At 63.4% G+C, this 22,679-nt stretch carries 24 protein-coding genes; 10 read left to right on the forward strand and 14 right to left on the reverse strand.

Annotated elements, in window-relative coordinates; all coding sequences use genetic code 11:
* Positions 1-402: 402 nt before the first annotated feature.
* The gene (locus tag HXX15_RS02735; RefSeq protein ID WP_296512383.1) at positions 403-1,272 is read right to left on the reverse strand and encodes a hypothetical protein; all 870 of its coding nucleotides are present in this window, start codon (positions 1,270-1,272) and stop codon (positions 403-405) included.
* Between the two features lie 79 nt (positions 1,273-1,351).
* On the opposite strand from HXX15_RS02735, the gene HXX15_RS02740 reads away from it, so the two are divergent.
* Both HXX15_RS02740 and HXX15_RS02745 read left to right on the forward strand, forming a co-directional pair.
* A complete protein-coding gene (locus HXX15_RS02740) occupies positions 1,352-2,068 on the forward strand; it encodes a flagellar hook-length control protein FliK (RefSeq protein ID WP_296512386.1) in 717 nt (238 codons plus the stop codon).
* 9 nt (positions 2,069-2,077) lie between these two features.
* Positions 2,078-2,776, forward strand: a complete 699-nt coding sequence (locus HXX15_RS02745) for a flagellar hook capping FlgD N-terminal domain-containing protein (protein ID WP_296512388.1) — start codon at positions 2,078-2,080, stop codon at positions 2,774-2,776.
* A 6-nt stretch (positions 2,777-2,782) separates the two neighbouring features.
* Here the strand turns inward: HXX15_RS02745 and HXX15_RS02750 are convergent, their stop codons facing one another.
* Positions 2,783-3,589: a lytic murein transglycosylase gene (locus tag HXX15_RS02750; protein WP_296512390.1), complete on the reverse strand. Its 807-nt coding sequence runs from the start codon at positions 3,587-3,589 to the stop codon at positions 2,783-2,785.
* 997 nt (positions 3,590-4,586) lie between these two features.
* Between HXX15_RS02750 and HXX15_RS02755 the strand changes: the two genes are divergently transcribed.
* The 3 genes from HXX15_RS02755 to HXX15_RS02765 all read left to right on the forward strand — a co-directional run bounded on the left by HXX15_RS02755 (position 4,587) and on the right by HXX15_RS02765 (position 5,858).
* Positions 4,587-4,976: an SPW repeat protein gene (locus HXX15_RS02755; protein WP_296512393.1), complete on the forward strand. Its 390-nt coding sequence runs from the start codon at positions 4,587-4,589 to the stop codon at positions 4,974-4,976.
* 270 nt (positions 4,977-5,246) lie between these two features.
* Positions 5,247-5,375 carry a hypothetical protein gene (locus tag HXX15_RS02760; RefSeq protein ID WP_296512394.1) on the forward strand — a complete coding sequence of 43 codons (129 nt, stop codon included), beginning with the start codon at positions 5,247-5,249 and terminating at the stop codon, positions 5,373-5,375.
* Between the two features lie 135 nt (positions 5,376-5,510).
* Positions 5,511-5,858 carry a hypothetical protein gene (locus HXX15_RS02765; RefSeq protein ID WP_296512396.1) on the forward strand — a complete coding sequence of 116 codons (348 nt, stop codon included), beginning with the start codon at positions 5,511-5,513 and terminating at the stop codon, positions 5,856-5,858.
* Positions 5,859-5,886: 28 nt separating this feature from the next.
* On the opposite strand, the gene HXX15_RS02770 is transcribed toward HXX15_RS02765, so the two are convergent.
* From HXX15_RS02770 to dnaG, 6 genes are all read right to left on the reverse strand, one after another.
* Positions 5,887-6,210 (reverse strand): cupin domain-containing protein, encoded by a 324-nt coding sequence (locus HXX15_RS02770; protein ID WP_296512399.1) that lies wholly within the window; start codon positions 6,208-6,210, stop codon positions 5,887-5,889.
* 66 nt (positions 6,211-6,276) lie between these two features.
* Positions 6,277-7,293 (reverse strand): arginase family protein, encoded by a 1,017-nt coding sequence (locus HXX15_RS02775; protein ID WP_296512401.1) that lies wholly within the window; start codon positions 7,291-7,293, stop codon positions 6,277-6,279.
* An 847-nt stretch (positions 7,294-8,140) separates the two neighbouring features.
* Positions 8,141-8,953 carry a hypothetical protein gene (locus HXX15_RS02780; RefSeq protein ID WP_296512403.1) on the reverse strand — a complete coding sequence of 271 codons (813 nt, stop codon included), beginning with the start codon at positions 8,951-8,953 and terminating at the stop codon, positions 8,141-8,143.
* A gap of 16 nt (positions 8,954-8,969) precedes the next feature.
* Positions 8,970-9,581, reverse strand: coding sequence for a hypothetical protein (locus HXX15_RS02785; RefSeq protein WP_296512404.1), 612 nt, complete (start codon positions 9,579-9,581; stop codon positions 8,970-8,972).
* A 1,182-nt stretch (positions 9,582-10,763) separates the two neighbouring features.
* Positions 10,764-12,875, reverse strand: coding sequence for an RNA polymerase sigma factor RpoD (gene rpoD / locus HXX15_RS02790; protein WP_296512406.1), 2,112 nt, complete (start codon positions 12,873-12,875; stop codon positions 10,764-10,766).
* Positions 12,876-13,125: 250 nt separating this feature from the next.
* Complete coding sequence (gene dnaG / locus HXX15_RS02795) at positions 13,126-15,147, reverse strand: DNA primase (RefSeq protein ID WP_296512408.1); 2,022 nt, start codon at positions 15,145-15,147, stop codon at positions 13,126-13,128.
* Positions 15,148-15,383: 236 nt separating this feature from the next.
* Here dnaG and HXX15_RS02800 point away from each other — a divergent pair, with 236 nt between their 5' ends.
* The 4 genes from HXX15_RS02800 (at position 15,384) to HXX15_RS02815 (ending at position 17,095) form a co-directional block, all read left to right on the forward strand.
* Positions 15,384-15,680 carry a BrnT family toxin gene (locus tag HXX15_RS02800; protein WP_296512410.1) on the forward strand — a complete coding sequence of 99 codons (297 nt, stop codon included), beginning with the start codon at positions 15,384-15,386 and terminating at the stop codon, positions 15,678-15,680.
* Positions 15,673-16,041, forward strand: coding sequence for a BrnA antitoxin family protein (locus HXX15_RS02805; protein ID WP_296512411.1), 369 nt, complete (start codon positions 15,673-15,675; stop codon positions 16,039-16,041). Before HXX15_RS02800 ends, HXX15_RS02805 begins: the two co-directional genes overlap by 8 nt.
* Positions 16,042-16,071: 30 nt before the next feature.
* Complete coding sequence (locus tag HXX15_RS02810; RefSeq protein WP_296512413.1) at positions 16,072-16,626, forward strand: chlorite dismutase family protein; 555 nt, start codon at positions 16,072-16,074, stop codon at positions 16,624-16,626.
* A gap of 220 nt (positions 16,627-16,846) precedes the next feature.
* Complete coding sequence (locus HXX15_RS02815) at positions 16,847-17,095, forward strand: hypothetical protein (RefSeq protein WP_296512416.1); 249 nt, start codon at positions 16,847-16,849, stop codon at positions 17,093-17,095.
* Positions 17,096-17,099: 4 nt separating this feature from the next.
* Here the strand turns inward: HXX15_RS02815 and HXX15_RS02820 are convergent, their stop codons facing one another.
* Both HXX15_RS02820 and HXX15_RS02825 read right to left on the reverse strand, forming a co-directional pair.
* Positions 17,100-17,528: a gamma-glutamylcyclotransferase family protein gene (locus HXX15_RS02820; protein ID WP_296512418.1), complete on the reverse strand. Its 429-nt coding sequence runs from the start codon at positions 17,526-17,528 to the stop codon at positions 17,100-17,102.
* 233 nt (positions 17,529-17,761) lie between these two features.
* Entirely contained in the window at positions 17,762-18,679 is a 918-nt protein-coding gene (locus HXX15_RS02825; protein WP_296514791.1) for a transglutaminase family protein, read from the reverse strand.
* A gap of 104 nt (positions 18,680-18,783) precedes the next feature.
* Here HXX15_RS02825 and HXX15_RS02830 point away from each other — a divergent pair, with 104 nt between their 5' ends.
* The gene (locus tag HXX15_RS02830; protein WP_296512420.1) at positions 18,784-19,590 is read left to right on the forward strand and encodes an N-formylglutamate amidohydrolase; all 807 of its coding nucleotides are present in this window, start codon (positions 18,784-18,786) and stop codon (positions 19,588-19,590) included.
* A 1-nt stretch (position 19,591) separates the two neighbouring features.
* Here HXX15_RS02830 and HXX15_RS02835 read toward each other — a convergent pair whose 3' ends face one another.
* The 4 genes from HXX15_RS02835 to HXX15_RS02850 form a co-directional block, all read right to left on the reverse strand.
* Entirely contained in the window at positions 19,592-20,209 is a 618-nt protein-coding gene (locus HXX15_RS02835) for a LysE family translocator (protein WP_296512422.1), read from the reverse strand.
* A 57-nt stretch (positions 20,210-20,266) separates the two neighbouring features.
* Entirely contained in the window at positions 20,267-21,055 is a 789-nt protein-coding gene (locus tag HXX15_RS02840; protein WP_296512423.1) for a DUF2189 domain-containing protein, read from the reverse strand.
* 314 nt (positions 21,056-21,369) lie between these two features.
* A complete protein-coding gene (locus HXX15_RS02845; RefSeq protein WP_296512426.1) occupies positions 21,370-21,825 on the reverse strand; it encodes a GatB/YqeY domain-containing protein in 456 nt (151 codons plus the stop codon).
* 75 nt (positions 21,826-21,900) lie between these two features.
* Positions 21,901-22,602: an alpha/beta fold hydrolase gene (locus HXX15_RS02850; protein WP_296512429.1), complete on the reverse strand. Its 702-nt coding sequence runs from the start codon at positions 22,600-22,602 to the stop codon at positions 21,901-21,903.
* Positions 22,603-22,679: the final 77 nt, after the last annotated feature.

Consider the following 22,679-nt stretch of genomic DNA (forward strand, 5'->3'; position numbering starts at 1 on the left):
TTCACGTTCAGATGTTCAGCGTTTCGCGGAAACGGTGGAGCCGAATTCCGCAATGTTTCTAATGCCAGTCTTTAATATAGGCCGCATTCCGTCGAAGCAATCGCGGAGCGCGGTTTTGCGGGTTTGCAGCGGCAAATCTTGCCGGCAGGGCAGAAATCGCGCGGCGCGCCGCTCGCTCGACAATCCGGCCCGACACCCAATCGATTGAAATGTCAGGATTTTTCGCTGAGCTCGGGGTGGCCCGGTCCTTGCTGCAGGAATGATGGATGATCGTGAGAGGCCGGCGGTGCGGTACTCCAGCGGTTTTCCCCGGTGCGCCGGCACGGCGTTCGAGAGACGAACTGACCAAGACCACACTGAAAGCAATCGTTTCCTTGGTGTCCCTTTGTATCCGAAGTTCGCTCAAAGGGCGCTGCAGAGTTTGGCGAACTTCGGATTCGGGACACTTGTGTTCAACGCCACATCAGAGTTAGCAGCAACGGTTCCGGCGCAAAATACCCGGACGACCGCGCGATCGGACCGTGGCGCGGACGACTTCTCCGCGCTGGTCGACAGCAACACCGCGTCCGACAATTCCCGTTCGTTGCCGCCAGCGCCGGACCAGCGCACGCAGCCGAGCCCGACGGACGACCCATCGGCATCGAACGCCCAATCGTCGAGAGCCGACCGGGCGGACGCCGCGAGCCGAGCCCGCGACCGCAACGACGACGCCAAACGCGCCTCGGACCGGAATGACGATGCCAGCGCCAGCGCGGCATCCGGCGCAGATGCCAGAGCCGACGCCAACGCGAAGTCGAGCGCCAAATCCGATGCCGAAGCAAGGGCCGAGCACCACGAGTCCAAACCCGTCCAGCGCAGCAAGACCGACGTGACCAACGATAAAGCGGATGCGACCGCCGATCCAGCCAAGGCCGAGGATGGCAAAGATGCTGTGATCGCGACGCCTTCCGGGGCCGCCGTCGTGGTCCCGGTCGCCGTTGCGGCCGCCGTCGACGTTGCAGCAACCAACGCAACCGGCGCGGCCGACGCGACAGCGGCGACCGCACCGTTGGCGATCGCGGCGGCGGCGGCCTTGAAGGCCCAGGCGGCGATCGCCGATCTGACCAGCAACGGCCAGCCGGGGTCGGTCGTGGCGGCAAAATCCGCCACGGCGGTCGCGGCAGTCGCCGCCGACGCAACCGATCCGGCGGCGAGCGACCCCACCAACGCGGCCGCCGGGGCCGGACTTGAGGCGGCGTTTGCCGCAGCAAAGCCGACCAAACCCGCGGTCAAGTCCGCAACCTCGTCGGGGCCCGCCGCATCGGCGGCGACCGGACCTCGGGCTGATGCGTCCGACGATTCGGCTGCGACCGTGGCTTCGCCGCAGACGGCGACAGCCACGGCAACGCCGACCGGCAAAGCTGGCGAACACGACAACGCCGGCGCGCCGGCGGTTGCGATCGACGCAGCGACCCAATCCGCAACGCCGAACACCCCTGCTTCGGGCCATCAACACAACGCCGCAGTCGCGGCGCAGACAACGCCGGATCCGGCGGCGCTGAACCAGACGCCGGTCAATACTGCGCAGCAGCTGCCGGCGCTCAATCCGGCGACCACGCCCGCGCCCGCAACACAGTTCAGCGTCGCTGTCGCCACCGGCGCGCCGGTGGCGCTGCAGGATCTCGCGGTGACGATCGCGGCGACCGCGCAGAGCGGCAAGAGCCGGTTCGAGATCCGGCTCGATCCCGCCGAACTTGGCCGGATCGACGTCCGGATCGACGTCGACCGACATGGCCAGGTCACCTCGCATCTGACGGTGGAACGGCCGGAGACGCTGGCGATGCTGCGGCAGGATTCGCCGCAGTTGCAGCGCGCACTGGACGACGCCGGCCTGAAGACCGGCGATAGCGGGCTGCAATTCAGCCTGCGTGACCAGTCCTCGTCCGGCCAGAACAACGGCGGCCAAGATCAAGGGCGCAATGCGCATCGGCTGATCGTCAGCGAAGAAGAACTCGTTCCCGCGGCGGCTGTGGGACGAAGCTATGGCCGGATGCTCGGTTCGAGCAGCGGCGTCGATATCAGGATCTGAGGAACAGCCATGTCAGTCGACGCAACCACCGCCACCCCGCCGGTCTCAGCCCCCAGTGCCGTCACCCCGAACACCACCAACACCTCGACCAAAACGACGGGGATCGCCGACAATTTCCAGACCTTTCTGACGCTGCTGACCACCCAGCTGAAGAACCAGAATCCGCTCGACCCGCTGGACACCAACCAGTTCACCCAGCAGCTGGTGCAGTTCGCCGGCGTCGAACAGCAGCTCAAATCCAACGATGCGCTGGCGTCGCTGGTGAAGCTGCAGACCACCGCGCAGGCGACCCAGGCGCTGAACTTCGTCGGCGCCACCGCGGTGGTCGACGGCAGCAAGGCAGCGTTGGCCAATGGCAAGGCGAGCTGGTCGCTGGCCACCGACAAGCCGGCGGCGGCTGAGGTCTCAATCGTGAACTCGACCGGGCAGACGGTATATTCCGGCAAATACACTATCACCGCGGGCAGCAACCAGGCCTTCGCTTGGGACGGCAAGGGCAACGACGGCACGCAGTGGCCTGACGGCAACTACACGCTGTCGATCACCGCGACCGACGCGGCCGGCCAGAACGTCGCAGTCTCCACCGAGGTGCAGGGCGTGATCGATTCCGCCGATCTGTCGAAGACGCCGCCGCTGTTGTCGATTGGCGGCCAGACCTTCACGCTGGACCAGGTCAAGAAGGTGGTCCGCGCCGGTACCACAGGCTAGACTAGTTCAGCGCTCGATCAGCTGGTCGGCGAAATAGGCGATGGTCTTTCGATAGATCGTCGCGCGATTCCACTCGCGCATCGCCTCGAAATTCGCCGAGCCTTCTTCGTAGGAGCCACCCGGCCGCCAGCCCGCGCTGTGCAGCAGGTTGGCGGTGGAGGCCAGCACGTCCGGCACGCTGTGGCGCAGATCGACATGGCCATTGCCGTCGTAATCGACGCCGTATTTGATGTAGGACGACGGCAGGAACTGGGTCTGGCCAATCTCGCCGGCGAAGGCGCCGATCAGATCCCGCAGCGGCAGGTCGCCGCGCTGCACGATCTTCAGCGCCGCCAGCAGCTCGCCCTGGAACAGTTCGGTGCGGCGGCAATCATGCGCCATCGTCGCCAGCGTGCGGATCACCGGCATCTTGCCGATGTCGCCCTTGCCGAAATCCGATTCCAGCCCCCAGATCGCCACCACGATCTGCGGCGGCACCCCGAACTGCCGCTCGATCCGCGACAGCAGCGACGCGTGCCGCTGCAACATCAACCGCCCGGCCTTGATCCGGCCCGGCCCGACCCGGGTCGAGACGTATTGCTCGAAGCTCTTGTTGAAGGTGCCGCGCTGACGGCGGTCGAACGACAACACCGCTGGATCCTGGGTGACGCCGCCGAGCGCCTGCGCGATCACGGCCTGCGAGACCCCGGCGCTGGCGGCCTCTTGCGACATCGCCGCGACGAAGGCGTTGAAATCGCCGCCGCAGCGCGCGGCCTGCGCGGGAAGCGCAATCAGAAGGGAGAACAGAAAGCCGGCGAACGCGCGAATGATCATGAATCAACCAGATTGTTGTGACGACGCATGATGACATGGGATCTGTGTCCGAACAACGACTGCTCCGGCCCGCCAGCGTCGATGAGGTGAGGATGCCAACAAGGCTGCACCGCTTTGCCCCGAAGATCCGCATGCCCGGGATGCGCTTGAAAGCGGGGCCGGTTCTGCGAAGCGGCATGAAGAATGCCGCATCGCGCCCGGGACAGGTCCAACGAGAGTTCGGATTGGTTTTTCAAACATCCACAATGAGTCCGGATGCGTGCCATCGTTCCCGCGGCGCGATGCGCCCGGGCTGTGGGGTGAGCATTCCCGCCCTTTCCGGAGAGAGGGCGCGCGGAACGCCGGGTGCGCGATGCACCCGCAGCCTCGTGTGCGAAATTGAAAAGCACACGAGCGTAGTCACCACGGCTACACCGGCTTCACCCGGCGTTCCGCACGCGATGGTTTTAAAGGCTTATCTCGTTGCTCCCCGGCGGCCGACACGGTTTCTCGTCGCCGTCCCCGATAAGCTCTTCCCGCAGGATTTTGCGGGAACTCCTCGGGTTGATGCCACGCGGGGCATCGGGACCACACGCCTTGGGCCGTCCGCGAAGCGATGGTCGCAAAGCGCACCCGGTCGAAACCGGCTGCAACCTCGCGGCCGTCGCGCAGCGCCGTCGTCAGCGTTGTCTCCGACCGGGTCATGGACGCCTCGCGACCACCCTCCCGACCGGCCTTCCCGCCTGACGCTGCCGCGTCCACCGCATCCCGCCCCGCAGACCGTGACGATCGCGAGCCGCCCCTCTCAGTGAGGCGGGATGCGTGGAATATAATCCTAATCTGATCAGGTTGTCAACTACGTGGGAATTTTTCATTCGTCATTTCCGGGGCGCAAGCGGCGCCAGCCGCGAGTGAGCACGGAATCCATAGCTCGTATGCGCAACGGCCTGCTGCGTCGATCGCATGGCAAGCGGCAAACGTGGTACGCTGCGCGCATTGCGATCGAGAGGAAGCGACAATGGCAAGCATTCGTTTCTTCGGTATCCACTACGGTTGGGAAGATTGCGTCAGCATGGCGCTGGGCGCGGTGATCCTGCTCACCGCCTGGCTGACCGGCAGTTCGGATTCGGACAGTCATGCCGTGGCAGCGAATGCCACGATTGTCGGCATCCTCGTATTGGCGCTTGGCGCCGCGGAGCTGGTCGATCTGCGCCGCTGGGAAGAAGCTTGCGAAGCCGCCTGTGGCGCGTGGCTGATCGCCTCGCCATTTGTGTTCGGTTACGCGGGCACGGTGCGTCTGTTTCATATCACTTTGGGAGTTGCCGTCGTTTTGTTGGCGGTGCTGGAGCTGCGCCAGGACTGGAACCTGTCCGACGCCGAGTTCGCAAGGAAAGGTGGGCGTCGTTAGCTGGTCGGGCGGATTGGCCGGAGCCGTCCGGACTCCACAGCCCCGTATTCCGGAACGCCGAACGAGACTGCGCGATCGCGGGCCGGCCGGTGCTGCGATCAGCCAGGCTCGGATTGCGACAATTCGATCGAACTTGTTTCAGCGCTCGTTCACGCAATGCCGGAGCCCGGCGGCGGCGCGCCGGATCCACACCACTCGTTAACGGCTTCGCCGCATGTTGGTGGTTCCGCGCCGCGTGGCGCACATCCACCCCTAACGGAAGGTTCAGTTTTGTCGACGGTCACACATACTTCCCTCGATCACGACGAGTTCGAAAGCCATCGCGGGTTCTATCGCGCCATTCAGGACTTCGTCCGCGGCTTCCTGATCGCCGCGTTCAATCCGCGCCGGCCCAGCTAAACTGCCGTCTCGCGCATTCAGCTGGTAGCTATGTAAGGGCGCGTCTCGCGCGAGCGATCGACCAGCGGCAATTTGCTTCCGGCGTTGCATGAAATTTGCTAGGGTTGTGGATGATATCGACTTGCAGGTGATGCGATGACCAAGCAACGGCGACCATGGGCGCGGCTTCTGCCGAGGCATCGGCTGTTCAAGGTGCCGCTGTTCCGGCTGCTGGCGATCAATCTGGCGATCGGGATCGCGATCGCCTCGGTGGTGGTCGGCGGGCTGCTGGCGATCAATCCCGGCGGGCTGCGCGACCTGATCCTTGCCGACGATTCGCCCGGCACCGCGCTCGGGCTGTTGCTGTTCGGCTTCGTGGTGACGTTCGGCTCGGCGGTGATGGGCAGCGCCATCATGGCGATGGGCCGCGAGGATCGCGACCATCATGGCGGCGGCAAGCTCGCGCTCGCCCGCATCTCGACCGCCAAGCCCGGCCGCGGCTGATCGCGGTCCGGCAGCGTCGACCCCGCGCTCAGGGACAGAACACCGCCAGCCACACCGTCGGCGGATCGCCTTGGGTCGCCTCGACGCGATGCCGACAATGCGCCGGGATCTCGACGAAGCTGCCGGGCGTCAACGCCAGCGCGCGATCGTCGGCCTCGAACCGCAGCGTCGCCGCACCGGCCAGCAGCACCACGAATTCGTGCTCGGCCTGATCGTACCAGAATCCCGGCGGACTCGCCTGCCCGGTTGAGACGATGCGCTCGATCCGGACGTCGCCGCGCGCCAGCAGCGTCTCGAGCCGCTCGTCGGGCGCCGCGACGGGGAGATGGTCGAGTAAATTTCCGCTGCGCATCGGCACTGCTCCTGTGTCGCGCCGGCCGCGCGCGACGTGGCCGCGAGGTGAGCTGACGTCCGCCGTTCAAACGGCGATCCGTGACCGTATCGACCCGGCCGTTCCAACAGCGGTGCAGAGCAGTTGGACAGCGCGATCGGCCTGCGAGCAACAATCGTCGAGCACCGGATTCAATTCAACCAGGTCCGCGGCGACAATGCGGCCCGAGCGACCGATCCGCCCCACGATCGCGAGCAGCTGGTCCCAATGCTGCCGCGACACCGCTCGCGTGCCCGCCGAGGCCGCACGCACCACGCTGACATCGATGCTGACGTGAATCACGCCGTCACATGCGGCGATGCGTTCAAGCAGATGATCCATCGCTGCCATCGCCTGCCGGGCCACAACTCCTTCAAGAGAAATCGCGATGACGCCGCGGCGCGCCAGTGCCTGCCGCTCCTCCGGAGCGGACCATTGCAGGCCAAGCAGCGCAAGGTGACTGGGCGCGAGCGCGAGCGCCGGTCCGTCGGCCATGAAATCGTCACAGCCGTCCTCGCTGAGCACGACGGCCGCCGCCATCTCGGCGAGGCTGCCGCTTGGCGAGGTCGAAGGCGTATCCATATCGGCGTGCGCGTCGATCCAGATCACGAAATAGGGGCGTCCCCGCTGCTTCCAGTAGCGGCCAACGCCGTTGATCGTTCCGATCGAAACGCTGTGCTCGCCGCCGAGCACGATCGGGATGCTGCCGCTCCGGGCCAGCTCATAGGACTGACGGCTGATCGCGCAGATCCAGCTTCTCAGTTCGGCGGCATGGTGAACGCCGGGGGAGAACGCCGAGCTATTCGTGGTGAAAGGTAGCACCTGGAGGTCGCCGCAGTCGGTGATGTCATATCCGCCATCCCGCAGGCGAGCGATGATCTCAGCTGAGCGGAGCGCTGCCGGGCCGAACGCCACACCGGCGTGGCTTGCTCCAAGTCCAAGTCCCACTCCGAGCACGGTGACGCTGGGACCGGCGAGCTTTCGGGGACTGCGCAACCCGCTGATACGGTCGGCATCGATTTCGACTTCGTGGAAACCCACGATCTCGCGGTCGACCGTCAGCAAGTTTGCGTCCATCTGCTCCCTTGCTCCGAATCACGAGGAACATGTTTGCAGATTTGTGACATGTATATGTCAAAAGCGGAAATACTGGTAGATTTCCTAGTTCGCCAATGGCTGCGTAGTCGGCGACTTGAGCAGTGTTCGGCGCGCAGGTCGCTCTGGATTGCGGCGTCGATAAAACATGCGTCATCGCCCCTGTTGTTTGACGGCGCGGGGACGCCGGAGGGTTTTGGCGCGGGGAGCTTCCCCTTCGCGCCGCGCCCACAACGAGGGCGCGCGGAACGCCGGACGCGCGATGCGTCCGCAGCCTCATGCGCAATGAAAACAAGCGCACGAGTTAGTCACCACGGCGCACCAGAGACGTCCGGCGTTCCGCACGCGGTGAGGCTTCCGGCTTGCTTCGTGCTCTCCCCGGTGGCGTTTCGCTTGGGTTCGTCACCGTCGGGACTGAGCTGTCCGGAAGACCGGAGGGTCTGAACCGGTGGTTTCCTGCGGCCGGTTGGCGTACAGGCGCTCCATCCCTTGACGCCAGCGACGGGCGTCGGGACCACACGACTTGGGCCGGCGCGCAACGGCGATGTGAGTGGAGCGCATCTCCGCCCCGGCCCGCACCGCACAGCGTCGTCGTCAGCGTTTCGGTCCGGCGGCTCCATAGATGCCGCGGCCGAGCCCTGCGGACTCGCAGCCACGGCATCCCCTGCCGCCTTCCCTCCGCGCCTGACGCTGCCGCGTCCACCGCACCCCGCCCCGCGACTAGTGACGATCGCGAGCCGCCCCTCGTTGGTGGAGCGGGGTGGATAGGAATATAAACCGAGAAACTTGTGTTGTCAACGTCGAGCGTCTTGCGACCCTAAGGTGTCGCCAAAATGTCGTGCAGTACGGCGTCGATGTATCGTTTCACCTGCAGTACTTGTCTTCTTTCTGATGCCACATGGGTCGCAAGGGACCCCAAATCGTAGATTGACCGAGTGAGGTTGCTGACAATCTCATCAACAGCGCTTGCTGACCCTTCGGGAGACGCACTCTTCGTTTTTCCTACGCCGCGCGACCGAAGGATGTATCGAACTTTCTGTTTCATAGTTGGGCTTGATCGGCCTTGTTCTAATTTGAAGCCAATCGCCCCGGTGACTTTTTCGTCTGGCGCCATATGATCTAGTACTTCACGGAGAACTTCTCTCAGTTCAAGAGCGGGCCCTCTGAAGGACATTCTTTCGTTGTAGCGCAAATCGAGCAAGGCTTGGTGATAGGATAGGGCTGCCGACGGCACAACCTCTCTAAGAGATTCCAATAGCTTACACTCGTCCTCAGTCATCAACCCTTCTGTATTCGATAAAGCTTTTTCCGGAGGATCATTAACCTCGATAAACTTCGCTGCAAGCCGCTCGCGATAATGTCTTTGCAGCTTATAGCCTCCATTAGCCTTGATGTACTTTTGAGGCTCTGAACTAAGACCTTCTGATAAATAGGGTGCGACACGCGCTGGCGGCGCTAAATCGCAAGCTTTGAAGCAGTCGCTTACAGAGGTAACGGTCGCAGATTGCTCTCCGCTTATTGCTGTTAAGTAGTACACAAACAGGCTGACAAGTTCGGAGTCCTTCAGCGCTGATGCGGCCGCAATCGAGTTATAGAATTTATTGACGCCATCGATCATCGCGAAGCTCATTTGAGAGATTCAGGCTCTAGTCACGAGCAGATGCCGGCAACTCTTTTTCAACCCGACTATGGCCAAGGAACTTTACGAAATAACCGTCCTCGCCTCTGTCCATCTTCTGATCTTGAATTAGTCGCTGAATAACAACGTCAATGGCTTTGGGTAGCGGATCTACACCGGCCCGCCACAGCAACGTGTAAAGTTCATTGTATGAGAATCCTTGGCGTTTCAGAAGCTGCTCTCCTTTATGCGCCGCCACCAAGACCTGATCTTCCTGATCTAGCGGAGCCTTTTCCCGCATAAAGGCATGGATCGCTTTGTGCTGATCCTCATCTAGAAGGTCCCGTATAGGGTCAAAGCTGCCTATGCGACCTGGCCGGCCTGTGGAAGGCTTAGCCCCCGACGCGCGTCCTCGCTCGCGAGTCTTGACCGTCGGTGCGGGCTCTGATGGCGATTTTGACGCCGCACTATCTGATCTTGAGTCGGGCAACCCCTCACCGATTCCCTTTTCGCCAAACTGAAGACTAGCAGCCAACTCTCTCGTCTTCTGAATTGCGTTGTCGAAATCATCAGGCAGACAATCGAGTTCGAGAGTGCCGCTCTTAAGATCGATCCGAAGTTTGATGCGTTCGTCTGACATCACTTATCTCCATAACGTGCAAAACAATACCACCCCAATCAAATTTCGTTTTTGCAGAACCGTGTTGGCTATGCGACTTCGATTTGCAGCTTATGTTCCCGATATGATCACTGTCAATCCCCAAAAAGCGATAGATCCTTGCATTATTTTATGGATGATAGCTATCCCACAGTACGCATTCAACATCCTCTCCAAAATTATCTATAACATATTGTCTATAAAAGGATTTATCAGAATTGTTGGAGCTGTATGCAAGATATGCTCAAATGTAATGGCATACATTGTGGGAATCTAGCTGGGCTGCCGTTGATCGTAGGCGCATGCCGATCCAACGCTGGAATGACGTAGCGATCCTCTTCGCGGAGGGACGTTTAGCGAACAAAATCCTCAAAGTAGTCTATTTATAAGGGAACTTCGCGACGATCGCCTTTTTGACAGTTCGTCGCTCGTTGCGTCGAGCTAAGGGCAGAATGCCACAGGCAGCCATTTGTGAGGTCGCGCTAATATTCTGAATTTGTAAGTTGGCGAAACGTCCAAACCAATTTATAAAATAAAATAGATTAATAACAAATACATAGATCATATGCGACTTGTGGAATAAAAGCTGAGCCAAAGATGAAAGCGAAAAGCTGAGCTGCCATTGATCGTAGGCGCATGCCGATCCAACGCTGGAATGACGTAGCGATCCTCTTCGCGGAGGGACGTTCAGCGAACAGAATCCTCAAAGTAGGCTATTTATAAGGGCAATTCGCGACGATCGCTTTTTTGACAGATCGTCGCTCGTTGCGTCGAGCTGAGGGCAGAATGCCACCAGCAGCCGTTTGTGAGGACGCGCTAATATTCTGCGTCCATGAGCTGGCGGAACGCCTAGCTCGTAGCTCGTAGGGCGGATGAGCCGAAGGCGTAATCCGCCGCGCTCGAAATGGTGGGTTACGGCTTCGCCTAACCCACCCTACGGCGCTGGAAGGTGATTGTCGCTTCTCCCCTCCCCCTTGCGGGGAGGGGTCGGGGGTGGGGGCCACAACGGAAGCCTCGCCTCGTGGCACCCCCACCCCGGCCTCCGCTTCGCTCGGCCGACCCTCCCCGCAAGGGGGAGGGGGACCGAGATGCCTCGCGGACAAACGAATGGCCGGGACGAGCCCGGCCATTCACGCAAGCAGATAGTCTATTTCGTTTGTCAGCCTAGTTGTCCAAGAAGCTCCGCAGCTTCCGCGACCGGCTCGGATGCTTCAGCTTCCTGAGCGCCTTCGCCTCGATCTGCCGGATACGTTCGCGGGTCACCGAGAACTGCTGGCCGACTTCTTCCAGCGTGTGGTCGGTGTTCATGCCGATGCCGAAGCGCATGCGCAGCACGCGCTCCTCGCGTGGCGTCAGCGAGGCCAGCACCCGCGTGGTGGTTTCGCGCAAATTGGACTGGATCGCGGCGTCGATCGGCAGGATCGCATTCTTGTCCTCGATGAAATCGCCGAGGTGTGAATCTTCCTCGTCGCCGACCGGGGTTTCCAAGGACAGCGGCTCCTTGGCGATCTTCAGAACCTTCCGCACCTTCTCCAGCGGCATGCCGAGCTTTTCGGCGAGCTCTTCCGGGGTCGGCTCGCGGCCGATTTCGTTCAGCATCTGCCGGCTGGTGCGCACGATCTTGTTGATGGTCTCGATCATGTGCACCGGAATGCGGATGGTGCGGGCCTGGTCGGCGATGCTGCGGGTGATTGCCTGCCGGATCCACCAGGTCGCGTAGGTCGAGAATTTGTAGCCGCGGCGATACTCGAACTTGTCGACCGCCTTCATCAGGCCGATATTGCCTTCCTGGATCAGATCGAGGAATTGCAGGCCGCGATTGGTGTATTTCTTGGCGATCGAGATGACGAGGCGCAGATTGGCCTCGACCATTTCCTTCTTGGCCTGGCGCGCCTCGCGCTCGCCCTTCTGCACGCCGTGCACGATCTTGCGGAACTCGCCGATCTCGAGCCCGGTCAATGCGGCGAGCTGCTGGATCTCGCCGCGCAGCTCCTTGATCCGGTCCTTCTCGTGGTGGACGAAGTTCTTCCAGCCCTTGGCGGAGAGCTTGGAGACGCGATTGAGCCAGCGCGGATCGAGCTCGGAGCCCTGGTAGTTGCGCAGGAAATCCTCGCGGGCGACGCCGTGGCTGTCGCCGAGCCGCAGCAGGCGGCCCTCGAACGACACCAGCTTCTTGTTGATGTCGTAGAGCTGCTCGACCAGGGAATCGATACGGGCCTGGTTCAGCCGCAGCGACTTCACCTCGACGATGATCTCGTCCTTCAGCTTCTTGTACTTGCGCTCCTGGGCCGGCGACAGCGTTTCGTTCTGCAGCTGGTTCGAGATGTCCTGCTCCTGCAGGCGGCGCAGCTTCTTGTAGTTCTCGGCGATCTTGTCGAAGGTCTCGACCACCTTCGGCTTCAGCTCGGCCTCGATCGCGGCGAGCGACATCTGGTTCTCGAACTCGTCGTCGTCGCCATCATCGGCGGCTTCCGACGTGCTCTCGCCCGCGGGAGCAGCGGCCGGCTGCGGCGCGGCGCGGAACGGGGTCGGCGACGGCGGCGCGGCGGGCGGCGCGACATGCGCGGGCGCGGCGCCATTGCCGTCGGCGGATTCATCGCTCGCCACCGGCGGCGCGATCAGCGCCGGGTTCATGCCGTTCTTGGCGTCGGGACCCGCATAGGTGGCCTCGAGGTCGATGATGTCGCGCAGGAAGATCTTGCCTTCGTTGAGCTCGTCGCGCCAGATGATGATGGCCTGGAACGTCAGCGGGCTTTCGCACAGGCCCGCGATCATCGCCTCGCGACCGGCCTCGATCCGCTTGGCGATGGCGATTTCGCCCTCGCGCGACAACAGCTCGACGGTGCCCATTTCACGCAAGTACATGCGGACCGGATCGTCGGTGCGCTCGCCGGGCTCCGACTTCTTGGTCTCGGTGACCGCCTTTTGCGTCACCTCGACCAGTTCGTTGTCGGGCTCTTCCTCGGCTTCTTCCTTGGCTTCCTCTTCGTCGCTGTCGGCGTCATCCGACTCCGACACATTGATGCCCATCTCGGACAGCATCGACATGATGTCCTCGATCTGCTCCGGCGAGGTGGTGTCGCTGGGCAGCACGTCATTGAGCTGATCGAAGGTCACGAAGCCGCGCTTCTTGGCCTGCTTGATCATCTTCTTGACGGCGGCGTCGGACAGATCGAGCAACGGCGACGGCGCGTCGGGGGAGTCCTTCTCGGGCGCGTCGGCCTTGTCGTCCTTTTCCTTGTCCTTCACCTGCAGCGTCTTTGCCTTGCTGGCCATTCAATGCTCCTGAAACGCGCTCACGCAGGGGGCGTCGCCGCCCCGCCATTCAAATTGTTGGGTCGATCTCGACGCCGAAAGGGCGGCGCACGACCTCGCCACCCGACACGATCTCACTGATCTCTCAACTCTCGCTGGAGCCTTCTACCGGAAGGCCCTTAAGTCCTGATTAACCCTGTTTCTGCAGCCAAATCCGAGGTTTGGCGAGTCTTTTCGCGGTTTCGGCGGCCGCCGTCCGCAGCTTTTCGAATCACATGCTGCGCTGGAACCGGCCGGAGGATTCGCCGAATCCCTCGATCAGCGCCTCGGTTCCGTCCACTTCGGACAGGCGGGCCTTGACGTCGCGCAACCAAGCGATGTTGGCTTCGCTGCCGTCCTCGCCCAGAGCCAGCTCAGCATCCTTCAATTCCCTAAGTAAGGAGTGGGATTGTCGATGCAAGGCAACAAGTTGATGCCAGGTCGAAAGAACGTCCTCGTGGGCCGCGCCGGGTTGCGCGCCCCACACCGCGTGGGTCGTGATCGCCCGCTCAACCCGTTGCAATTGCTCGGATAACCCGGCCTTTTCCAAATCGGCGCGGAGTTTTTCGCTCTGTTCGGACGGGTCGTCGCCATGATGATGGTCGTGGGCGAAGGCGGCGATGATCCCGGCGCGCAGCCGGTGCGCCTCCGGATGCGCCAGTTCCAGCGCCGCCACCTCCTCGAGGTGGTCGTGCAACAACCAGGGGTGGTTGAGCAGCGATTGCAGGATCAGCGCCTCGCGGCGCGACATCGCGCTGCGCTGGCCGCGCATGATCGGGCTGTTGGCGAGGTGGGGGCTGGCCACCTGGTAGGGGCCGCGGTTGATGGTCTGGCTGCCGGCCGAAGCCTGCCCGCGCCGCGGCTCGATTCGGCCCGCGGCACCCGGGGTGAAGGTGGTGCGCGGCTGAAACCGGCGGCCTGATTCGCCGCCGAACCCGCCGGCCTGGCCGCGGAAACCGCCGCCGCCATAGCGGCTGCCGCCTTGCGGTGCGAAGGCCAGCCGCAGCCGCTCGGTCAGGTCCTGGCGGTAATAGCGCCGCACCACTTCGTCCTGGATCCCGGCCGCGAGCGCATTGATCCGCGCCTCCAGCGCCGCCCGCCGCTCCGGCGTGGCGAACACGCCGCCCTCGATCTCGCGCGTCCACAACAGATCGGCGAGGCCGCGCGCCGCCCCGATCACTTCCTCGACCGCCAGCCGGCCGCCGGAGCGCGCCAGATCGTCAGGGTCCTGGCCCTCGGGCAGCAGCGCGAATCGGAGACTCTTGCCGGGCTTCAGATGCGGCAGCGCCAGATCGGCGGCGCGCCACGCCGCCTTCTGACCGGCCTTGTCGCCGTCGAAGCACAGGATCGGCTCGTCGGCCATCTTCCACAGCAGCGCGAGCTGGTTTTCGGTCAGCGCGGTGCCGAGCGGCGCCACCGTGGCGGCAAAGCCGACGCCCACCATGGCGATGACGTCGACATAGCCTTCGACCACGATCAACGGCGCGCCGTCATGCGCGGCCTTCCGCGCGGTGGCGAAATTGTAGAGATTGTCGCCCTTGTGAAACAGCGGCGTTTCCGGCGAATTCAGATACTTCGCCGCGACGTCCTTCTCCAGCGCGCGGCCGCCGAAGGCGATGACGCGACCGCGGATGTCGGTGATCGGAAACATCACCCGATCGCGAAACCGATCATACGGCACCGGGATGTCTTCACCGGCGACCAGTAGCCCGGCCTCGACCATGTCGGCGACCGGAATTCCGTGCTTGCCGAGATGCTCCTTCAGCGCGAAGCGGTCAGCGCCCGCATAGCCGACGCGGAATTTCAACTGCGCCGCCTGCGTCATCGCGCGGTCGGCGAGATAGCCGCGGGCGCGGGCGCCGGCCCGCGACGCCAGATGGTCGGCGAAGTATTTCGCCGCGAGTTCCATCACGTCGTACAGCGTCTTGCGATGCTGCTCGTGCCGGGCGGCGTCGGGCGAGGCGACCGGAATTGCCAGTCCCGCCATCGCGGCCAGCCGCTCCACCGCTTCGGGGAAATCCACCCCCTCGGTCAGCATCACGAAGTCGAAGATGCTGCCATTCTTGCCAGAGGAAAAATCGAACCAGGCCTGCTTCTCGTCATTGACGAAGAACGACGGCGATTTCTCCTGCTGGAACGGCGACAGCCCCTTCCACTCCCGCCCCGCCTTCTTCAATTTCACGCGCCGGCCCACCACTTCCGACGCCGGAAGCCGGGCCTTCAGTTCGTCCAGAAATTGCGGCGTGAAGCGCATCGGGCAAGTCTACTTCGAGTCGTGGGGGGTTGTCCGGCGGCTGAGCCAACCGATCATGGATATAGGGTTGCTCGGCCGCCGTACCGAGGGGCCGCGACTTGTCCAACATATAAACATCGCCAAACATTGAATTTGATGAAATACAAGTGTATATACAAAATTGAGGGCCAGCGGCCCGCCGTCATCCCCGGAGAATGGGCAACACGCACCGTATCTTCAAATTCGGGAGTAACGGCATGGCCGGCAACGAAGCCAATCCGTATTGGCAACCGCATTCGTTCACATGGGATGAGAACAAACGGCGCATCAATATCTACAAGCATGGAATTGATTTTGTCGACGCGGTCGAAGTCTTTCGCGACTCGGCAAACTACACTTATCGGTCGAAGCACCCGCCCGGCGAGATTCGCTACGTCACCGTTGGCAGGCTTAGGCAATTTGTCATTGCTGTCATCTCCACCCCCCGAGTTGACTCGCTAAGGATCATATCGGCACGACTTGCGCGGAGGTCTGAGAGGAAACGCTATGGCTGAACCCGCAGAAGACATCGTGAAGCTGATCGCCACCTTGGACGATGGGACCAACATCCTCGAACATGCCGACGGACGCCTTGAGCGCTCGCGAGGAAAGACTGACTGGGCTCGCGTGGCCGCTATTACCGAAGAAGAGTTGGAAGCCGCCATCGCCAACGATCCTGATTGGGCTGAGTTCGAGAATCTCGACTGGTCGGACGCCGTCCTCGTCATCCCCCCAAAGAAGAAGGCGATTTCGATCCGCCTCGACGAGGACGTGCTGGACTATTTCAAACGCGACGGCGACGGCTATCAGCGCCGCATCAATGCGGTGCTGCGCTCCTACATGCAGCAAAAGAATAAGCCAAAAAAACGGGCTTGAACCCGTCGCCGTTCCACGGTTCGATGATCCATGTTCACGATCTTTCGCGGCGGCGACGATGGCGTTTGGCGGGTGACGATGCAAGCACCGGTCAGCGGTGCAGCGTTGCCGCCGGTCCGGTATCTTGCGATCGAACAAGCAACCGATCTTGCGTGCTCTGTTGGGCCGTCCGAGTCCAGCTGGCAACTCACCGGCGTGGCCAGCCACGTCCGCTATGTCGAGCGCAACGAGAAGATCCAGCTCGGCGCCCGGCAGGCCGGGCTTGGACGCAGCGGGGCAACCTGCGCCGCGCTGATCCCGATTCAAAAATCCGCCGCCTGGTGGGAGCTGACTCAGGACGAGCGTCGGCAGATTTTTGAGGACAAGTCGCACCACATCGCCGGCTCGCTGAAATATCTGCCGGCGATCGCGCGGCAGCTCTACCACTGCCGCGACCTCGGAGAGCCGTTCGATTTCCTGACCTGGTTCGAATATGCCCCGACGGATGCCACGCTGTTCGAGGATCTGGTCGGCGAATTGCGGCGGACCGCGGAATGGGCTTACGTGACGCGGGAAATCGATTTTCGACTGGCTGCTCATCGGTAGTTCAGTCGGGCGTCCTGCGTCGCCCACTCGACCAATGGCTAAGTCGCGGCTCGTGGATTTTGATCTGGCGCATTGCGGTGCAGCAAAACTGGGCCTCCACTGCCTGCCCGACCTGAACGTCGGCACAACGCTAGGGAGATTCGGACAATCCAGGCAGGGCTCGCTTTGCGGCCGCTTCCGACAGGAACCGGCCACGCCAACCACCAAAGGAGCGGGTACCATGGCGATCTGCAATCGATGCCACAATCTCATGACGCCGCTGGGCGCCGAAGCCATTGATGGCGTCTATGAAATTCATTCCTGGAAATGTTCGGATTGCGATCTGACGCTCGACATCGCGATGGGCTGCGTCGAGACCTACGACTTTCCGAGTTTCTGCCTGACCGAGCCGGGCGATCCGGACTGGCTGGCGCTGCTGCCGCTGGCCGTGACCGCGCGTCTCGAGATGCGGGCGATGCAGGCCCCCTGAACCGCTACCGATCCGGACGCGGCAGCTCGACGTCGAATCGCCCGGAGGCGATTCGCGGCAGTTGCGCGACCGGCCAATTGTAGAGGTAGGTCCAGGCCTCGCTCGGCGCTTCGCTTAGTGCGCCATCGCCGAGCGTGACCGGATAGAGCTCGCGGCGATATTCCGCGGGCGCTTCGGCATCGGCTCCGCAGCCTTCATAGGCGTCGAGTTGTGCCAGCAGTTCGCGCGGCCGATGCAGACGGAACAATTCGCCGAATACCAAGTCGGCGGCATTGTCCGATGGCGTGAGCCCGGGATAGTGCCGCACCAGATAAAGCCGGCCACGCACCGTGGCCGCGCCGAGAAAATCCGCTTGCGCTGACAGCAGCCGCGACATCGGATGGTCGAAGCCGCGCATCAAGGTGCCGTAGACAAACAATCGGTCCTGCATCATGTGCCGCCGCGTGATGGAACCCGGTCGTCTTATACCAGAGTCCGATTCAATGATGTGGAATCACCTCGCCGCGGGTCCTTCTTCACCTCTCCCATAGGGAGAGGTCGGCGCGTAGCGCCGGGTGAGGGGCTGCGGCCCATCGATAGGCATTACCCCCTCACCCCAACCCTCTCCCCATGGGAGAGGGAGCGCGTTTCCGATGCCGCGCTGCTTCGACTCGACTTGATCAGAATCTAACTGAACCGCAGGTTGTCATTCCGCGGCGGGTCGACCGGGTCGCCGGCCGACACCACACTGATGCTGACATCCATGCCGAGAAATTCGTCGGCGCCGCCGATATAGGTGCCGTGCAGCGGGATCGCCTGCTGCGGATCGCGCGCCACCGCGACGCGCACCAGATCGCGGCTGCCGACGATGCCGTTGGTCGGATCGAATTCGATCCAGCCGGCGGCCGGCAGATAGACCTGCACCCAGGCATGGGTCGAGCCGCCGCCGACATAGCCGTGGGCGCGGTCGCCGTGCACGAACAGATAGCCGGAGACGAACCGTGCGGCGATGCCGAGCCGCCGCAGCGCCTCGATCATCAACAGCGCAAAGTCGCGGCAAGTGCCGGTGCCGCTCTGCAGCGTGTCGAGCGGATGCTGGGTGCCGTGGGCGTGGCGCTTGCGATAGGCGAAGCCGGCGCGGATGCCATGGGTCATGCCGGCAAGGATATTGAAGGTCGGGGTCGGCCCCTCGGCGTCGAGAAAGCCGCGCGCCCAGAACGACAGCTCGCCGTCGGGGTCGCCATATTGCGGGGTGATGAAGTGCACGAGGTCGGGGAACTCCTCGTCCTCATAGAGGAACGGGTAGAAATAGGCGCGGTCCTGCGGCGTCAGCGCGAATTCCTCGGTCGGGTTGTGCTCCACCGTCGCGGTCGAACTGAAGGTCAGCGTGGTGGCGCGCTCGTCAAAGGTGGCGATCGCCACCGAGTTGCCGAACACGTCATGAATCCAGCGCAGCGACATCGGCTCCGGCGAAATCTCCAGCTGACCGGCCAGCATCCGCAGATCGTGACCGTCGCGCGGCCGCAGCATCACCCGGTGCTCGCCGAAGGCGACCGGGCGGGCATAGCGATATTCGGTGGTGTGATGGATCGTCAGCAGCGGCATCGGCGAGGCATTCATATCGAGTATTCATGGCGTGACTTTGCGCGCTCACATCTATACCGATGCCTGCTCGATTGTGATGCTGTTTCGATAGGCACGGGCAGGACATGAACGCAGCGGGTGAACAACGACGACTCCTCGGAACCCTGGAGGTTCCTGTCATCGAGAGGAATTCCGCGGGCCGCTCGCCGTTCCTGCTGACCTGCGATCACTACGGCCGCCAGATTCCGCCGGAACTCGGCGATCTCGGGCTGCCGGCCAGCGAGCTTGTCCGCCACATCGCCTGGGATGTCGGCATTGCCGGCGTCGCCGAGCGATTGTCGGACATGTTGGGCGCGCAGCTGATCGCGCAGCGGTTTTCTCGGCTGGTGATCGACTGCAACCGGCCGCCGCAGGCGGCGAGCTCGATTCCGCTGCTCAGCGAGGCCACCGCGATTCCCGGCAATCAGAAGCTGACGCCGGCGGCGGCCGACGAGCGACGCCAGCGAATTTTCGATCCCTATCACCAGCGCATCGCGCAGGTGATCGACCAGCGGCTCGCCAAAGCCAAGCCGACGATCCTGCTGGCATTGCATTCGTTCACGCCGGTCTATCATGGCGTGGCGCGGCCGTGGCATATCGGCACGCTGTACAACCGCGACACCGTGCTGCCGCCGCTGCTGCTGGAAGCGTTGCGTAGCGAAGCCGGCCTGGTGGTCGGCGACAACGAGCCCTATGCGGTCGACGATGCCACCGACTACACGATCCCGGTGCATGGCGAGCAGCGCGGGCTGATCAATTCCGGCCTCGAGATCCGGCAGGACCAGATCGAGACCGAGGCGGGCCAGATCGCATGGGCGGAGCGGCTGGCGAAAGCGCTGCGCGCGATCGAACAATCATTGCGTGCGCAGGCGCTGCTGCCTGCTTCGGCCTGACCTACCGCGCCCGCGACAACGCCAGCCAGATGCCGCCGCCGATCATGAAGCCGCCGGAGATCCGCGACAGCAGCCGCGTCCGCCGCGCCGAGAAGAACTGGCGCGCCCGGCCGGCGAGCAACGCATAGACCGCGTCGGTGACGACGACCGTGGCCATGAAGGTGACGCCGAGCAGCGCCACCTGCGGGACATGATCGCGGTTCATGTCGACGAACTGCGGAATGAAGGCGCCGAAGAACACCATCACCTTCGGGTTGCTGAGCAGCACCAACAGGCCTTGCAGGAAGAATCCGCCGCGCGGCGGCGGCGGCGGCGTATCGTCGGCCAGCGCATGCACCGGCGCCCGGATCAGGGCGATGCCGAGCCAGACCAGATAGGCGGCGCCGGCAAAGCGGACCCAATCGAACCAGTAGCCCATCGTCGCCATCAGCGTGGTCAGCCCGACCGCGACCAGCGCGATCACGATGCCGAGCCCGAGCTGGGCGCCTGCGATGTTGGTCAGCGCCGCGCGGGTGCCGTAGCGCAGGCCATTGGCGATCACCAGGGTCACCACTGGCCCGGGCAGCAGCGCCAACACGATGCAGGCGGCGACATAGGTGAGATAGAGCTGGAGCGACATCAGGGGGCTCGTTTGCGGTCGACGGGCGCGCTTTATGCACGACCGCGAGAGCCGCGACTACCCCGCAGCGGTCGGTACCGGCGCGACCAGATGGCGGTACAGATGCCAGGTGGCGTGGCCGAGCACCGGCAGCGTCACCACCAGGCCGATGAAATAGGGCAGCGCCGAGACGATCAGCAGCACCACGATGACGGCGGCCCAGCCGATCATCGGCGCCGGGCTGGTCACCACCGCGCGCACGCTGGTGATCATCGCGGTGACGAAATCGACATCGCGATCGAGCAGCAGCGGGAACGACACCACCGTCAGCGAGAACAGCACCAGCGACAGCGCGGCGCCGACCACATTGCCGATCGCCAGGAACAACAGCCCCTCATTGGTGGTCAGCACCACGGTGAGGAATTCGCGCAAGGAGCCGAACGAGGCGTTCAACCCGAGCAGCAGCGCGATCAGCAGCCGGACCTGATACATCCAGATGATGAAGACGAACAGCGTGACGAACGCCATCCAGCCGAGTTCGCTGCGGCTGCGGATCATCGCCCAGATCCCCCGCAGCGACGGCTTCTGCCCGACCTCGCGCTGCCGGCTGACTTCATACAGACCAATGGCGACGAACGGGCCGATCAGCGCAAAGCCGGCGGCCAGCGGATAGGCCAGATAGACCATGCCGAAAGCGGTGAGCGACAGCACGATCACCATGCCGCCGACGGCGTAGATCGCGCCGAACGCCAGACCGAACCACGGCGCGGCCTGGAAATCGCGCAGGCCCTGGCTCAGCGCGTCGGCGATATCGGCCGCCTTGATGCGCCGCACCACGGGGTCGCTTGTTCCGGAGATCGAGGTCATCGACATCCTCCCTGATATTATTATTTGTTGGCGGCCATTGTTGGCCGCGCCGCCGGGCGCGTCAATCGATCAGTTACGGCGAAATCGTCTTTGTCATTCAGGGGCGCGAGCAGCTTCGCTGCGAGCGAACCCGGAATCTCGCTCTGCGCTCTGCTTTGCCGCAAGATTCCGGGTTCGCTCGCCCTGCGGGCTCGCGCCCCGGAATGACCGAGTGAGAGGTAGGAGCGCTGAAAGGAAATTTTGGCGATGAGCAGCCGCAACGGCGGCGCGCTCCCTCGCCCCGCTTGCGGGGAGAGGTGAAGAGAAGCGCCCGCTCAGCTCGTCAGCGCCGCCTTGACCAAGCCGCTGGCCTTGCCGAAATCCATTTGGCCGGCGTATTTCGCCTTCAGCGCGGCGATCACCTTGCCCATGTCCTTGATGCCGACGGCGCCGGATTCCGCGATGGTCGCGGCGATCGTGGCCTTGACCTCGTCCTCCGACATCTGGCTCGGCAGATAGGACTGGATGATGGCGATCTCGGCGCGCTCCTGATCGGCGAGTTCGGCGCGACCGCCCTTGTCGTAGAGTTCGACCGATTCCTGGCGCTGCTTGATCATCTTCTGGAACACGCCGAGCAGGTCGCCGTCGCTGAGCGGCGGCTTGCCCTGCCCACGCGCCTCAATGTCGGCGTTCTTGATGGTCGAATTCACCATCCGCAGCGTCGACAGCTTGCGCTCGTCCTTGGCCCGCATCGCGTCCTTGACCGCGTTGTTGATATTTTCGCGCAACATCATTGGCTCCTGTCGCGACGCGTCGCGCCGCCTGTTCGTCGGGCTGATTTAGGCCGTTCGGACGCGCGAAACAACTCAGTTCGCCAGCCAGCCCAGCAGCGCGGCGGTCACCGCTTCCGGCCGCTCGATCTGCGACAGGTGCCCACACTCCGGAATGATCACCAGTCTGGCGCCCGGGATCCCGTCCGCGATCTCGACCGAGAGCGCGTTCGACAGCGTGTTGTCCTGATCGCCGCTCAGCACCAGCGTCGGGCAGGTGATCTGCGCCAGCGTCGGCCGCGAATCCGCCCGCCCGATGATCGCGATCAGCTGCCGCACGAAGGCGTCGGGGCCGATATCGTCGGCCATCTCGTAGATCACCCGGCGCAATTCGGGGTCTTCGGCGCGCGAGGGATGCAGGAAGCCGGGAATCATCGTAGCGATCCCGGCGTTGTAGCCGCCGGCCTCGATCCGCTCGATCATGCCGCGGCGGCGCTCCTTTGCCGCGTCGTCGTCGGGCCGCGCCTGGGTGTTGAGCAGGGCCAGTTTCGCCACTCGCTCCGGCGCCTGCCGCATGATCTCGAAGGCGATGTAGCCGCCCATCGAATGGCCGGCCAGCGCGAAGCGCGGCGGCGCCTCGGCCAGAATCCGACGCGCGATCGCGCCAATCGAATCGTCGCGGATGTGATTGGCGACCGTCACCGGGCCGTGGCGCCACAGCGCCGGGAGCAGCGGCGCATAGATCCGCGGCGAGCCGCCGAGCCCCGGAACCAGTAGAATCGGCATCGAATTGTCCATGGATTCCCCCTCCGCGGCGGCAAATTCGCCGTCCGGCGCGGCGCCGACCCTAGTTGCTGGGCGGAACCTGTCAAATA

Source organism: Rhodopseudomonas sp. (assembly GCF_013377015.1).
GTDB lineage: Bacteria > Pseudomonadota > Alphaproteobacteria > Rhizobiales > Xanthobacteraceae > JARJEH01.